This is a genomic window from Caulobacter sp. GW821-FHT10F06 (assembly GCF_058809215.1).
In genome coordinates, this window is the sequence record NZ_JBXASK010000010.1 from 130098 (window position 1) to 142468 (window position 12371).

Genomic DNA, 12371 nt, shown 5'->3' on the forward strand with positions numbered 1-12371 from the left:
GGGGTCTCAGGCCTTCTCGACGAAGCTGTCGATGACCTTCTTGTCGCCGGCCTTGTCGAAGGCGACCGACAGCTTGTTGCCCTCGACGCTGGTGACCTTGCCATAGCCGAACTTGACGTGGAACACCCGGTCGCCGCGCTGGTAGGCGCTGGCCTTGGAGGGCGCGGACACCGCCACCAGCCGGCCTTCGCCCTCGATCGGGGCCGAGCGGGCGCCCGAGCCGCCGGTGCGGGGATTGCTCCACGAATTGCCGCCGCCGGCCATGCGGTCCTGGGCCCGCTTCCAGCCGGGGCTGGCGTAGCCGGAACCGCCGAACGAGCTCTGGCCCGCGTCGTCCCAGCGAGAGGCCGCCGTCTGCTGCATGCCCGGGCCGCCGCCGTAATAGCCGGTCTCCGACGCCGCCTCGACGTGGGCCAGGGGCAGTTCGTCGACGAAGCGGCTGGGCAGCTGGCTGGTCCAGCGGCCATAGACCTGCCGGTTGGCCACGAAGCTGATGCGGGCCTCCTCGCGGGCCCGGGTGATGCCGACATAGGCCAGGCGGCGCTCTTCCTCGAGGCCCTTGGTGCCCTTGTCGTCCATGCTGCGCTGGCTGGGGAACACGCCTTCTTCCCAGCCGGGCAGGAAGACCAGCGGGAATTCCAGGCCCTTGGCCGAGTGCAGGGTCATGATCCAGACCGCGTCGTCGCCGGCGCCCTTGTCCAGGTCCATGACCAGCGACACGTGCTCCAGATAGGCCTCCAGGGTGTCGAAGGCGCTCATCGACTGGACGAGCTCCTTCAGGTTCTCCAGCCGCGTCTGGCTGGTGGGGCCCTTGTCGAGACGAAGCGCGTCGGTATAGCCGCTCTCCTCCAGCACCGCCTCCAGCACCCGCTGATGCGGGGTGGTCTGGGCCAGGGCCCGCCAGCGGTCGAGATCGCGCAGGAAGTTGCTGAGCGCCGTGCGGGTGCGGGCCGGAAGCTCGTCGCTGCCGACCAGCACGCGGGCCGACTCCACCGCCGACAGGCTTTCCAGCCGGGCGATCTGCAACAGTTTCTGCACCGAGGTGTCGCCGATGCCGCGCTTGGGCGTGTTGACGATGCGCTCGAAGGCCAGGTCGTCGTCGGGCGACTGGATCAGGCGCAGATAGGCGTGGGCGTCTCGAATTTCCGCGCGCTCGAAGAAGCGCGGGCCGCCGACCACCTTGTAGGGGATCTGCAGCATCACGAAGCGCTCTTCGAAGGCCCGCATCTGGAAGCTGGCGCGGACCAGAATGGCCATCTGGCTGTACTTGCGGCCGGCGCGCTTGCCCGCCTCGATCGCGTCGGCGATCATCCGGCTTTCGGCCTCGCCGTCCCAGACGCCGCTGACCTTGACCTTTTCGCCGCCGGCTTCCTCGGTCCACAGGGTCTTGCCCAGGCGGTCCTTGTTGGCGGTGATCAGGCCCGAGGCGGCGGCCAGGATGTGCTCGGTCGAGCGGTAGTTGCGCTCCAGCCGAACGACCTTGGCCCCCGGGAAGTCGCGCTCGAACCGCAGGATGTTGTCGACCTCGGCCCCTCGCCAGCCATAGATCGACTGGTCGTCGTCGCCCACGCAGCAAACGTTCTGCCGGCCCTGGGCCAGCAGGCGCAGCCACAGATACTGGGCGATGTTGGTGTCCTGGTACTCGTCGACCATCACATATTTGAAGCGCGTCTGGTACTCGGCCAGCACGTCCGGATGGCTGGTCAGGATGGTGATGTTGTGCAGCAGCAGGTCGCCGAAGTCGCAGGCGTTCAGGATGCGCAGCCGCTCCTGGTACTGGCGATAGAGGCTGGCGCCCTTGCCGTTGGCGAATTCCGCGCCCTCGGCCGGGGGCACGCGGTCGGGCGTCCAGCCGCGGTTCTTCCAGTGGTCGATCAGGCCCGACAGGATCTTGGGCGTCCACCGCTTGGCGTCGATGTTGTCGGCCTCGATCAGCTGTTTGAGCAGCCGTTCCTGATCGTCGGTGTCGATGATCGTGTAGCTGGACTTCAGGCCCACCAGCTCGGCGTGGCGGCGCAGGATCTGGGCGGCCACCGAGTGGAAGGTGCCCAGCCACCGCAGGCCCTCGGCCTCGGGGCCGATGATGTGGGTGATCCGCTCGCGCATCTCGCGGGCGGCCTTGTTGGTGAAGGTGACGGCCAGCATTTCCCACGGACGGGCGCGGCCGGTCGACAGGATGTGGGCCAGGCGGGTGGTCAGGACGCGGGTCTTGCCGGTGCCGGCGCCGGCCAGGACCAGGACCGGACCCTCGGTGGTCTCGACCGCCGCCCTCTGTTCTGGGTTCAGACCCTCCAGATAACCGGGCGCGCCGCCGGCCGGAGCCTGGGGCCGGGCGAGGTCGGAGATGCGCGGAGAGGGGAGATCGTCCTGTGGAGGACGCGAGTCGAAACCTGAAGACATGGAACATATGTAGCACAAAGGCTGGCCGGCTTAAGCCCCCGCCCGGTGATTATGGGAACCGCTGGCGTGAAGGGTCGTTGATCCGACACATCAATCGCGGGAGGCCAGCATGGCCGAAGGTACGAGCAATAGCGGCGGCAACAGCGGCCTGGCGTTCATCGTCGGGGGGCTGGTGGTGATCGTCGCGATCATTGCGTTCGTCGTCTATTCGGGCGGCTTCACCCAGAAGAAGTCGGTCGACGTCAATATCTCGGCCTCGGCGCCCAAGCTGCCGGACGCGCCCAAGCCGCCCTCCAACTAGGGATCTGCCATGCGGCAAGCTCATTCGCACAATTCGGGATCAGGCGCCTGGATGGTGGGCCTGATCGTGTTCGCGGTTCTGGGCTCGCTGTGGATGGCCTGGCGACTGGGGGCTGTCTCCAGCGTCCAGCCGGAGATCCGTCTTCGCGGGCCCACCCTGCCGACCCAGACCATGCCTAATCCGCAGCCGGCCCCGTCGCCGCTCGCTCCGCCGCGCTAGAGGCGCGGAGCAGGGCGAACACCCTGCAGGCCGAGGCCAGCGGACGCTCGCCGCGACCCGTGTCGATCCGCTGGATCAAGGCGGCGAGGCTCTGTGCGTCCTCGATGGCCGCCCGTTCCAGCACTGCCCAGAACTCCGGCTCCAGGGCCAGCGAGGTGGCGTGGCCTGCCAGGTTCACCGAACGCTTCTTCAAGATGCCCATGGTTGGCGCGGCCCTCCGTACGGCGAGCCCGTCTTATGAACCGCCGCGCGTCCGTCTTCGACCCCCTTCGTTGATCTACGACGCCGGACGAGGTTGACCTCGCCCCGGGACTCCAGCATGCGCAGAGGGCCGTTGAAGGACCTCTGTCGCCGCGATGCCCGATGACGCCGCCCTGATCCTCGACCAGCTCAAGTCCGTCCAGGCCGGGGCCAAGGGCCTGGCCGCCCCCGGCGGCTGGGTGTTCCTGATCAACGACAGCAACGACTTCCTGGTCTGGCAGTTGGGCCTGAAACGCTGGACCGAGGCGGAGCAGGCGGCGGTGCGGACCCTCTTGGAAGAGCGCCAGCAGCTGCTGGCGGGGCGCTGCTACCAGATGGTTATCTGCCCCGAGAAGAGCATCGTCTATCGTGAGTACCTGCCGGCGGGGCTGGACGCCTTCACGCCGGAACCGGACCGCCCGGCGATCGCCATGGCGGCGATGTTTCCCGACGCGATCCTCTATCCGGAGGCCCGTTTCGAACTGCTCAAGCGGTTGGGCCTGCTGTTCTTCCGGGGCGACACCCATGTGAACTGGCTGGGCGCCTATCACCTCTATCGCGAGACGATCCTGGCCCTGGCGGCGCGCGGCGTAGCCATCGGACCGCCCATCGCTTTCGGCGATCTCAAGCACAGCATCGCCGGCATGGAGGGCGACGTGCTGGGCCAGCTTCCCGCCGCCGCGATCGCGGGATTCGAAGAAGATGCGGCGGTGGCGCGGGCCGGAAACATGCTGGAGGTCGCGATCAGCCACGCGGTGCGCGCCGAGCGACGGCGCGCCCGTCGCGTCGCTACGCCCGAAGGCTATGTGCCGGGCGGCGGCGGGCGCGAGACCGTCATCCTGGAGCAGGACGACAAGAGCCTGCCGAAGGCGCTGGTGTTCCGTGACTCGACTGCGACCCTGAGCATCGACCTGCTGGCCGAGCATTTCTCGCGGTCGGTGTTCGTCTGGCACGAGGGCGACGTGATCGGCGAGCTGATCGACCGGGAGCAGCCCGACGTTGTGCTGCACTTCGTAGCCGAGCGGTTCCTGGCCACCTATCCGCGCACCACGGCCGTCAACCGGACGCTGGGCGCGGGCTGAGCCCCTCAGTCCTCGCGCTTGGCGCCGTCCAGGTCGCGACGCAGCTTGTCGGCGCGCGCGGCGTCCAGCGCCTTGTCCACCTTGGTGCGGCCGTGCTTGGCGCGGTTCTCGGCGGCGCGGGCCTTATCGTCGGCCTTGGCCTTGGCCTTGCGGGCCTGGTTCAGGTTGAGGATCTCGGCCACGGTCGGGTGCTCGCTGTCACGGCTTCTTGGCGACCTTGGGCGGCGTGGCCGGACGGATGATCAGGGTCTCGCGCAGCCGCAGGGTCTCGTCCTTCTTTAGCACGAACGGGGCGCGGCCGGGGAAGACGCAGTTCTGCATCGACAGCGACTTGCGCAGGATCCAGCTCTTAATCGGCTGACCGTTGGCGGTGCAGGTCAGGCCCACGGTCCAGGCCGGCGAACCGGGCTCGGCGGGCCAGGCGAAGCCCATCGACGCGCCGGCTTCCAGCGCCGTGTCGGTCGGCGTGAGCAGCTTGCCGCCCGAGGCGAAGGTCAGGCGGTCGGGCCGCACCAGCCGGATCGAGAAGCCGCCATAGCCCTTGGCGTCGTCGCTGCCGCCCAGGCCCAGGGCGTCGACGCGCGAGGTGATCAGGGTGTCGAAGTCGATGCGCCGGGCGCCGTCCTTCAGCGGATAGACATGAACGCGCGTCGTCTCACGGGCCACATAGTCCAGCTCCGGACCCGAGGTGACGATCCAGTCGGCGTTGACCGTCAGGGTCCCGCCGCCCTTGGCGTCGCCCTTGAAGCGCTTTTCCCGGACATGGAAGGTCAGGCCCTTCATGAACCAGCCGTCCGCCACGGCCTTGCCGTTCACCAGCACCTGATGCCAGCTCCAGAACGCGCCGCGCTGGTGCAGGTGATCGGCGGGCTTGTCCTCGGTCAGCACCGTTCCGTCGGGCGCGTAGAGCGGGTGGACATAGTTCAGTCGCCCCGGCTCGGCTGCAGGATCCAGCGGCTTGGTGCGATAGACCAGCACCGTCTTGCCCGCCTCGGTGATGGTCACCGCGTCGTCGGCCAGCACCGCGTCGACCCGGGCGCCGATGGCCGGATCGGCATGGGTGGCGAATGGGACCAGCAAGGCCGCGACGACCGCCAGGGCGGGAAGGCGGCGAACGAAGGTGAGCATCGGCGTCTCCACAATCTCGGCGCGAACGTAACCGGAACAAATTCCATCGACAAGCCAAGTTTGAAACTTGGCTGGAGGGCTTTCCGTTTCATCTGCGACGGGCCTGAAAGAGGGCCAGGCAGCCATGGAGATTTCACATGATCGACGTTTCCCGCATCCGTGAACATCTGGAAGTCGTCGGCTCGGACGGCCGGCACGTCGGCCGCGTCGACCACGTGGTCGGCGGCGAGATCGAGCTGGCCAAGCTCGACCTGGGCGGCGGCTTCAAGCACCACATGATCCCGCTGTCGTGGGTCGAGTATGTCGACGACGACAAGATCCACCTCAGCCTGACGCAGGACGACGCCAAGGCCCAGTGGCGCGAAAAGCACTAGGCCCATGCGTGGGCAGAAGCCCCCGCTCCCCACGGAGCGGGGGCTTTTTCATGGGCGGTTCTCAAGCTTGACCTGGCGGCGGAAGCACGGGCCTATCGCGCCAGCTCACAGCCCCGGAGATCCCCCATGTACGCGCTCTATGGTTCGCCCAGCACCGCCGGCACCGCGATCCACTGGCTGTTGCTGGAGCTGGGCGTCCCCTTCGACCTGACGATGCTCGACTTCGAGGCCGAGGAGCAGAAGAGCCCGGCCTATCTGGCGATCAATCCCGAGGGCGTGGTGCCCACCCTGATCGGCGACGGCGCGCCGGTCACCGAGATGGCCGCCATCGCCACCCTGCTGGCCGAGCGGCATCCCGAGGCCGGCTTCGCGCCGCCCGTCGGATCGCCCGACCGGGCCGCCTATTTCAGCTGGAGCTTCTGGTTGGCCAACGGCCTGCAGCCGGCTTTCCGGGCCTGGTTCTATGCGACCGAGCCGGCGGGCGAGGCCAATGTCGACGCTGCCCAGGCCTCGGCGCGGGCGCGGATCGAGAAGGGCCTGGCGCGGCTGGACGCCCATCTGGCCGATCGGGACTTCATCGTCGGCGACAGCTTCACGACCGTCGACCTGCTGGCCACGATCCTGTGCCGCTGGAGCCGCAACATGCCCCGGCCCGCGACCGACTGGCCGAACCTGAAGCGCTATGTCGACCGCATCCGTCAGCGTCCGGCTCTGCGCGAGGTCCATGCCCGCGAAGGCCTGACCGACTGGATCGATGGCTAGTTCGCCCGCAGGTCCGGATCCAGTGTCACCCCAGGCTCGAGCTGCACGCCGAAGGTGTTCAGCATCATGCACACCTGGGTGTACTGGGCGGCGGTGAACACCACGTCCATCGCCTGCTTCTCGCTGAAGTGCTCGCGGAGCGCGGTCCAGGTCGTTCCGGTGACGAAGTGGTCGCCGTTCAGTTCGTCGGCGGCGCGGATCAAGGCCTGGTCCGCGGGCTTCCAGCCGGCGTCGGGGCCGAGTTCAGCCTGTCGATCTCGGGCTGGGTCAGGCCGCATCGCAAGCCGATGCCCACGTGCTGGGCCCACTCATAGCCGCTCTTGCACAGCCAGCCCGTGCGCAGGATGACGATCTCGCGCTCGCGCGGCGGCAGGTCGTTGTGCTTTGAGAGTACATAATTACCCCAGGTCAGGAAGGCCTTCAGGGCCTTGGGGGCATGGGCCAGCGTGCGGAAGATGTTGAGGATCGGCCCCGCCGGGATGACCCCGCCATTGCCCAGCGGCGCGAGGACCTCAGCCTGCTCGGCGCTGAGGGCGTCGTTCAGCAGGGGATGAACCCTGGGTTCGCTCAGTCGCATCGCCGTCTCCCGTTCGCGCGGTCTGCCGCCGTGCTGGCGACGAGCTTCAACGCACCGGGCGGCCAAGGTCAAACGATCGTTCAGGCCGCCTTGTCGAGGCGCGGCTGGTGCTGGCGGTTGATCGACACCCGCATCCCGCCGACCCCATCCACGACCATCTTGGCGTCCAGTTGCTTCACCAGCGCCTGGACGATCACCGTGCCCAAGCCGCCGCCGGCCGTCGGTGTGGCCGATGAAATCGCGCCTACGCCGTTGTCGGCCACCGACAGCGACCAATCGTCGTCCTTGCTGGTGAAGATGATGGTGATCTTGGCGTCCTGCCGGGCGAAGGGGAAGGCGTACTTGATGGCGTTGATGACGAGTTCCGTGACGATCAGGCCCAGGCTGACGGCCTTGTCCGACCCGATCATGCCTTGGTCGGCGATCACCTTGAGGTCGATGGGCTGATCCTCGCCGATCATGGAGGTGGCCAGGCTGGCGCAGAGCTTGGTCAGGTAGACGCCCACCTCGATCTGATCGACACCGCCCGATGCGTGCAGATGCGACTGCACCTCGGCCACCGACAGGACGCGCTGGTGTGCGTCCTTGAGATGGAAGCGGATTTCCTCGGAGGTGACCGCCCGGGCCTTGAGCATCAGGATGCTGGCGATGATCTGCAGGCTGTTGGCGACGCGATGCTGCATTTCCTGCAGGAGGGTCTGTTTCTGGCGCAGCAGATCCTCGGTCCGCTCCAGCAGGTGTTCCTTCTCGCGCTCGATCGCGCGTCGCGCGGTGATGTCGGTGAAGGCCAGGAGGATCGTGGTGTTGGCGCTGGTCTCGTAGATCACCTTGCGGGCGTTGAGCAGCATGGTCCGCTGTCCAAGGCCCGGAAAGTCGTGCTCGACCTCGAACCCATCCATGGCGACGTGCTCGGGGATGATCGTCTCGAGCAGGAGGCGCAGCGCCGGGATGTCCCACTGGCCGTCGCCCAGGGCGTAGAGCGGGCAGCCCACCGTCTGTTCGGGATCGACCTGGAAGATCTCGTAGAAGGACCGGCTGGCCGCCAGGACGACGAAACCGGCGTCCATGACCAGGAGCGGCTCATGGATGGTGTCGACGATCGCCTGGGCGAGCGTCTGGGCGTCTTCGATTCCGGGAATCTGTTTAGGCATAAGCGGTATCGGGTTCCGATCCTGAACGCCGCGAAGATCGCGGACGGCAGCGGATCGATGCCGATGATCTAGCTGTAGCGCTTATCGCGACGGGAGTCGTGAACTGCTTCCAGCGCCGTTACTCCGATCAAGGCCGCCAAGGGCCGCGAGCGGTCCTAGCGACCGCCGCCGGTGATTTCCTTGATCAGCGCTTGGACGGGAGCCTTGCCGCCGTTGTTCCAGACCAGCTTCAGGTAGGCCAGGGTGCGTTCGGCGGCGTCGTCGAACTTCCACTCGCAGTTCTCGAAGCGGCAGTTGTCGAAGATCGGGGTCTCGCCGCCGGCATAGACCAGGCGGCAGCCGCGGAAGTCGCAGTCCGAGAACTGCTCGCCGTCGAGCGAGACCGTCTCGTGATTGTACATCGTCAGGGTGTTCAAAAGACTGCTTTCACTGGTCGTCGGTTTCCGGGGGAGGGGTCTCGCCCGACTGCGCCTGCTTGGCCGCGGCTTTTTCAGCGGCCTTCTCGGCGGCCTTGCGAGCCTTGGCGCGCTCGCGTTCCTGACGTTCGAAGGAATAGTTCGGTGTGCGGGCCATGCGGCGACCTCCTTTGGCCGCTCGAAGCGCGACGGCGTTCCCTTAGCGCGGTTCGGGCGGCGAAGGTTGCGATTTTATGACTTGATAGGGGGTTAGGCGACCGCGCGCGGCGCGATCGCCTAACAGATAAGGGCTGGCGCCTATTTCACGTTGCCGCAGAAGCGCTGGATGCGCGAGCAGGCGTCTTCCAGCACGTCGTTGCTGGTGGCGTAGCTGATGCGGAAGAACGGCGACAGGCCGAACGCCGCGCCGTGGACCACGGCCACGCCCTCGGTTTCCAGCAGTTCGACGGCGAAGTCCTCGTCGCTCTCGATGACCTTGCCGCTGGGCGCGGTCTTGCCGATCAGGCCGGCGCACGAGGGATAGACGTAGAACGCGCCTTCCGGGGTGGGGCAGTGAATGCCCTGGGCCTGGTTCAGCATCGACACGACCAGGTCGCGGCGCTCCTGGAACAGCTTGGCGTTCGGCTTGATGAAGTCCTGGGTGCCGTTCAGGGCCTCGAGCGCCGCCCATTGGCTGATGGACGAGGGGTTCGAGGTGGTCTGGCTGATCATCTTGGCCATGGCCTTGATCAGCGGCTCGGGGCCGGCCGCGTAGCCGATGCGCCAGCCGGTCATGGCGTAGGCCTTCGACACGCCGTTCATCGTCAGGGTGCGGTCATAGAGCTTGGGCTCGACCTGGGCGATGGTGGTGAACTCGAAGTCGTCGAACACCAGGTGCTCGTACATGTCGTCGGTCAGCACCCAGACCTGCGGGTGCTTGAGCAGCACGTCGGCGATCGCCTGCAACTCGGCGCGGGTGTAGGCGCCGCCCGAGGGGTTGGACGGGCTGTTGATGATCAGCCACTTGGTCTTCGGCGTGATCGCCGCTTTCAGAGTCTCGGCGGTGATCTTGAAGCCGCTCTCGGCGGTGGTCTCCACAGCCACCGGCGTGCCGCCGGCCAGCAGGGTCATGTCGGGATACGACACCCAGTACGGCGCGGGGATGATGACTTCGTCGCCCGGGTTCAGGGTGGCGACCAGGGCGTTGAAGATCACCGGCTTGCCGCCCGGAGCGACGTGGACCTGGCTCGGCTTGTACTCCAGGCCGTTCTCGCGCTTGAACTTGTCGCAGATCGCCTGCTTCAGCGCCGGCATGCCGTCGGGGTCGGTGTATTTGGTCTTGCCGGCGCGGATCGCGGCGATGCCGGCTTCCTTGATATTGTCCGGGGTGTCGAAGTCCGGCTCGCCCGCCGAGAGGGCGATGATATCACGTCCGGCGGCGGCCAGGGCGCGCGCCTTGGCGCTGATGGCGATGGTGGCCGACGGTGCGATGCGCCGCAGGGCGGCGGACTCGAGCGACATGTCTTAGGACTCCCCTGGGAAACCGGTTTTCAGGATTGCGGGGGTCTTTACGCCCCCGCTTGCCCCGGCGCAACGCAAGGCGGGCTCCTGGCGGACGGAAGAAGACTTTGGGCGACAGGCGAGAACGCGCCGCCGCCTTGCATCGCCCGGATTCTCGCGGTAGCGCTACCATCAATAGCAATAATCAAGAGCCGCGCCGCGTCAGCAGGTGGGCCTTGGGGGAAACGCCGGAACTGTTCAACGCGACGGGTCCGATTCTTCGAGAACCATGGGGGAGGGACACACCATGAAAGCGATCATCGTCGCCGCATCCATCGCGGCGCTGGCCATCGGCGTGGGGACGTCGGTCAAGGCGCGTCAGGGGGATGGCGACATCCTGCAGAAGGCCATAAACAAGCCGTCGGCCAACTGGCAGATCTATGGCGCGGGCCAGACCAACAAGCCGGTGAAGGACAAGGCCGTGGCTGGCGGCGGCGGCATGCGCGTCGAGGTGACGGCGGCCAGCGACAAGCCCTGGTCGGTCGGCGCCCAGCAGCCCATCACCGGCAAGATCACCAAGGGCGACACCCTGCTGATCGCCTTCTGGGCCAAGGCCGAGAGCGTCGACGGCGGCCCGGCGACGGCCAACATCTCCTCGGCCCGCGTGCAGCAGGCCGGCGCGCCCTACGACGCGGCCATGCAGGGCTCGGTCAAGGTCGGGGGCGAGTGGGCGATGCACACCGTTCCGGGCAAGGCCACGATCGACATCCCGGCCGGCGGCGGCAATGTCGCCCTGCACCTGGCCTCGGCCAAGCAGACCGTGACCCTGGGCCCGGTGTTTGTGCTCGACTTCGGGCCCGACTACGACCTGTCGAAACTGGCCAACTAGTCGGCCTTCAGCTTGTCGACGAAGGCCGCCAGGTGGCGTTGCAGCACCTGGCGGCTCTTCTCATCGGCCAGGCGGCCGTCCTCGATCTTGGTGTGGGCCTGGCCCACCAGCACCTCACCGAGCGGCCAGTAGATCGCGCTGACCTTGCGCAGCGACTGGCGCAGGGCGTCCTGGGCGCGGACCGTGCCGGTCACGCCGGGCGAGGCTCCGATGATGCAGGCGATCTTGCCGTCCAAGGCGGACGGCTTTCCGCGCGAGGCCCAGTCGATGGCGTTCTTCAGCACGCCGGTGACGCCGCCATTATACTCCGGGCAGGCCAGCAGCAGGGCGTCGGCGTCGCGGATCGCCGTCTTCCAGGCGACCACGGGCGCGGGATCGCCCTGGTCCTCGACGTCCTGGTTGAACAGCGGCAGGTCGTGCAGGCGGAAGATCTCGATCGTCACGCCCTCGGGCGCCATCTCCTGGGCGGCGCGCAGCAGGGCGGTGTTGAACGAGGCGGCGCGCAGGCTGCCGGAAACGCCGAGGATCTTCATGTGGCCTCCAGAAGGGAGACGGCAGGCTAGGGGCGTTCGCGGCGCGAGGCCACGCCGATCAGCCGGCCCGGACCTCGAGATCCGACACGCCCTGCAGGACGGGGGCGATATGGGCCCACAGGCGCTGGATTTCCTGGCTGGCCGCCGAGGCCGGCTCCCACTCGCAGACCGAACGGCCGTGGGCCATCGACTGCTGGAAGGCGGCGCGCGAGCGCAGGCCGACCGGGGCCATCGGCATGCCGGCGAAGCGCAGCGCCTCGGCGGCCTTCAGCACCGACACCGGCTCCTGGCCGTTGCGGCGCGGCGGAGCCTGGCTGAGCACGATCATGCCCTTCTTGCCCAGGCGGCGGACGGCCTCGGCCGAGCGCGCCACCGAGGCGATGTCGAGAAAGGTCGGGCGGCAGACCAGCACGCACAGGTCGGCGCATTGCACGGCCTGCAGCACGTCGGCGTCGGGCGAGGCGGGGGTGTCGACGATCAGGCAGTCATAGCTGGAGTGACCGGCCGCGGCCTGGGTCTGGAACAGCTTGCCGGCGTTGATCTCCATCAGGGTCGGACCCGGCGCGGCGCGGGCCTTCAAGGCGTCGGTCGTCGAGCGCTGCGGGTCGATGTCGGCGATCATGGTCTTGAGGCCGGACAAATGGGCGGTGATCGCCAGATTGACCGAAAGCGTCGTCTTGCCCGCGCCGCCCTTGCGGGAAATCACTGCCAGGGTCTTCACGTCCGCTACTCCAGTTCAGACACGGTCCACGCCCCACCGGCCTGTGGATAAGTAGCAGCGTGATGTGAAAACTTAGCAACCAAAATGTCGCGGCAGGCG

At 67.5% G+C, this 12371-nt stretch carries 18 protein-coding genes; 6 read left to right on the top strand and 12 right to left on the bottom strand.

The window, feature by feature from the left end; genetic code table 11:
• Positions 1-6: 6 nt before the first annotated feature.
• Positions 7-2400 (bottom strand): ATP-dependent helicase, encoded by a 2394-nt coding sequence (locus tag AC1RUS_RS20730; RefSeq protein WP_492918520.1) that lies wholly within the window; start codon positions 2398-2400, stop codon positions 7-9.
• A gap of 109 nt (positions 2401-2509) precedes the next feature.
• Between AC1RUS_RS20730 and AC1RUS_RS20735 the strand changes: the two genes are divergently transcribed.
• The gene (locus tag AC1RUS_RS20735; protein ID WP_492918521.1) at positions 2510-2701 is read left to right on the top strand and encodes a hypothetical protein; all 192 of its coding nucleotides are present in this window, start codon (positions 2510-2512) and stop codon (positions 2699-2701) included.
• A 9-nt stretch (positions 2702-2710) separates the two neighbouring features.
• The gene (locus AC1RUS_RS20740) at positions 2711-2920 is read left to right on the top strand and encodes a hypothetical protein (RefSeq protein WP_492918522.1); all 210 of its coding nucleotides are present in this window, start codon (positions 2711-2713) and stop codon (positions 2918-2920) included.
• On the opposite strand, the gene AC1RUS_RS20745 is transcribed toward AC1RUS_RS20740, so the two are convergent.
• Positions 2877-3122 (bottom strand): ribbon-helix-helix domain-containing protein, encoded by a 246-nt coding sequence (locus tag AC1RUS_RS20745; protein WP_492918524.1) that lies wholly within the window; start codon positions 3120-3122, stop codon positions 2877-2879. The two genes, AC1RUS_RS20740 and AC1RUS_RS20745, sit on opposite strands and share 44 nt — an antisense overlap.
• A 154-nt stretch (positions 3123-3276) precedes the next feature.
• On the opposite strand from AC1RUS_RS20745, the gene AC1RUS_RS20750 reads away from it, so the two are divergent.
• Entirely contained in the window at positions 3277-4242 is a 966-nt protein-coding gene (locus AC1RUS_RS20750; protein ID WP_492918525.1) for an alginate O-acetyltransferase AlgX-related protein, read from the top strand.
• 5 nt (positions 4243-4247) lie between these two features.
• Here AC1RUS_RS20750 and AC1RUS_RS20755 read toward each other — a convergent pair whose 3' ends face one another.
• The gene (locus AC1RUS_RS20755) at positions 4248-4424 is read right to left on the bottom strand and encodes a DUF4169 family protein (protein ID WP_492918526.1); all 177 of its coding nucleotides are present in this window, start codon (positions 4422-4424) and stop codon (positions 4248-4250) included.
• Positions 4425-4440: 16 nt separating this feature from the next.
• Positions 4441-5370: a DUF6807 family protein gene (locus AC1RUS_RS20760; RefSeq protein ID WP_492918528.1), complete on the bottom strand. Its 930-nt coding sequence runs from the start codon at positions 5368-5370 to the stop codon at positions 4441-4443.
• 137 nt (positions 5371-5507) lie between these two features.
• On the opposite strand from AC1RUS_RS20760, the gene AC1RUS_RS20765 reads away from it, so the two are divergent.
• Entirely contained in the window at positions 5508-5744 is a 237-nt protein-coding gene (locus AC1RUS_RS20765) for a DUF2171 domain-containing protein (RefSeq protein WP_492918529.1), read from the top strand.
• Positions 5745-5870: 126 nt separating this feature from the next.
• Positions 5871-6506 (top strand): glutathione S-transferase family protein, encoded by a 636-nt coding sequence (locus tag AC1RUS_RS20770; protein ID WP_492918530.1) that lies wholly within the window; start codon positions 5871-5873, stop codon positions 6504-6506.
• Here the strand turns inward: AC1RUS_RS20770 and AC1RUS_RS20775 are convergent.
• From AC1RUS_RS20775 to AC1RUS_RS20800, 6 genes are all read right to left on the bottom strand, one after another.
• Positions 6503-6709, bottom strand: a complete 207-nt coding sequence (locus AC1RUS_RS20775; protein ID WP_492918532.1) for a carboxymuconolactone decarboxylase family protein — start codon at positions 6707-6709, stop codon at positions 6503-6505. The genes AC1RUS_RS20770 and AC1RUS_RS20775 overlap by 4 nt on opposite strands.
• A complete protein-coding gene (locus tag AC1RUS_RS20780; RefSeq protein ID WP_492918534.1) occupies positions 6706-7083 on the bottom strand; it encodes a carboxymuconolactone decarboxylase family protein in 378 nt (125 codons plus the stop codon). The genes AC1RUS_RS20775 and AC1RUS_RS20780 overlap by 4 nt, the downstream gene beginning before the upstream one ends.
• Before the next feature lie 80 nt (positions 7084-7163).
• Positions 7164-8234, bottom strand: coding sequence for a sensor histidine kinase (locus tag AC1RUS_RS20785; RefSeq protein WP_492918535.1), 1071 nt, complete (start codon positions 8232-8234; stop codon positions 7164-7166).
• Between the two features lie 155 nt (positions 8235-8389).
• A complete protein-coding gene (locus AC1RUS_RS20790; protein WP_492918536.1) occupies positions 8390-8650 on the bottom strand; it encodes a hypothetical protein in 261 nt (86 codons plus the stop codon).
• 10 nt (positions 8651-8660) lie between these two features.
• Positions 8661-8807, bottom strand: a complete 147-nt coding sequence (locus AC1RUS_RS20795) for a hypothetical protein (RefSeq protein WP_492918537.1) — start codon at positions 8805-8807, stop codon at positions 8661-8663.
• A 140-nt stretch (positions 8808-8947) separates the two neighbouring features.
• The gene (locus AC1RUS_RS20800) at positions 8948-10150 is read right to left on the bottom strand and encodes a pyridoxal phosphate-dependent aminotransferase (RefSeq protein ID WP_492918538.1); all 1203 of its coding nucleotides are present in this window, start codon (positions 10148-10150) and stop codon (positions 8948-8950) included.
• Positions 10151-10436: 286 nt separating this feature from the next.
• On the opposite strand from AC1RUS_RS20800, the gene AC1RUS_RS20805 reads away from it, so the two are divergent.
• Positions 10437-11018 (top strand): carbohydrate binding domain-containing protein, encoded by a 582-nt coding sequence (locus AC1RUS_RS20805; RefSeq protein ID WP_492918539.1) that lies wholly within the window; start codon positions 10437-10439, stop codon positions 11016-11018.
• Here AC1RUS_RS20805 and AC1RUS_RS20810 read toward each other — a convergent pair.
• Complete coding sequence (locus tag AC1RUS_RS20810) at positions 11015-11551, bottom strand: NADPH-dependent FMN reductase (protein WP_492918540.1); 537 nt, start codon at positions 11549-11551, stop codon at positions 11015-11017. The genes AC1RUS_RS20805 and AC1RUS_RS20810 overlap by 4 nt on opposite strands.
• A gap of 58 nt (positions 11552-11609) precedes the next feature.
• Positions 11610-12272, bottom strand: a complete 663-nt coding sequence (locus AC1RUS_RS20815) for an AAA family ATPase (RefSeq protein WP_492918541.1) — start codon at positions 12270-12272, stop codon at positions 11610-11612.
• Positions 12273-12371: the final 99 nt, after the last annotated feature.

What these genes read in the sequence shown, in the direction of transcription:
- AC1RUS_RS20760 (WP_492918528.1), bottom strand. Translation starts at nt 5,370, where the DNA reads ATGCTCACCTTCGTTCGCCGCCTTCCCGCCCTGGCGGTCGTCGCGGCC.
- AC1RUS_RS20780 (WP_492918534.1), bottom strand. Translation starts at nt 7,083, where the DNA reads ATGCGACTGAGCGAACCCAGGGTTCATCCCCTGCTGAACGACGCCCTC.
- AC1RUS_RS20800 (WP_492918538.1), bottom strand. Translation starts at nt 10,150, where the DNA reads ATGTCGCTCGAGTCCGCCGCCCTGCGGCGCATCGCACCGTCGGCCACC.
- AC1RUS_RS20770 (WP_492918530.1), top strand. Translation starts at nt 5,871, where the DNA reads ATGTACGCGCTCTATGGTTCGCCCAGCACCGCCGGCACCGCGATCCAC.
- AC1RUS_RS20785 (WP_492918535.1), bottom strand. Translation starts at nt 8,234, where the DNA reads ATGCCTAAACAGATTCCCGGAATCGAAGACGCCCAGACGCTCGCCCAG.
- AC1RUS_RS20765 (WP_492918529.1), top strand. Translation starts at nt 5,508, where the DNA reads ATGATCGACGTTTCCCGCATCCGTGAACATCTGGAAGTCGTCGGCTCG.
- AC1RUS_RS20730 (WP_492918520.1), bottom strand. Translation starts at nt 2,400, where the DNA reads ATGTCTTCAGGTTTCGACTCGCGTCCTCCACAGGACGATCTCCCCTCT.
- AC1RUS_RS20745 (WP_492918524.1), bottom strand. Translation starts at nt 3,122, where the DNA reads ATGGGCATCTTGAAGAAGCGTTCGGTGAACCTGGCAGGCCACGCCACC.
- AC1RUS_RS20735 (WP_492918521.1), top strand. Translation starts at nt 2,510, where the DNA reads ATGGCCGAAGGTACGAGCAATAGCGGCGGCAACAGCGGCCTGGCGTTC.
- AC1RUS_RS20805 (WP_492918539.1), top strand. Translation starts at nt 10,437, where the DNA reads ATGAAAGCGATCATCGTCGCCGCATCCATCGCGGCGCTGGCCATCGGC.
- AC1RUS_RS20740 (WP_492918522.1), top strand. Translation starts at nt 2,711, where the DNA reads ATGCGGCAAGCTCATTCGCACAATTCGGGATCAGGCGCCTGGATGGTG.
- AC1RUS_RS20750 (WP_492918525.1), top strand. Translation starts at nt 3,277, where the DNA reads ATGCCCGATGACGCCGCCCTGATCCTCGACCAGCTCAAGTCCGTCCAG.
- AC1RUS_RS20810 (WP_492918540.1), bottom strand. Translation starts at nt 11,551, where the DNA reads ATGAAGATCCTCGGCGTTTCCGGCAGCCTGCGCGCCGCCTCGTTCAAC.
- AC1RUS_RS20795 (WP_492918537.1), bottom strand. Translation starts at nt 8,807, where the DNA reads ATGGCCCGCACACCGAACTATTCCTTCGAACGTCAGGAACGCGAGCGC.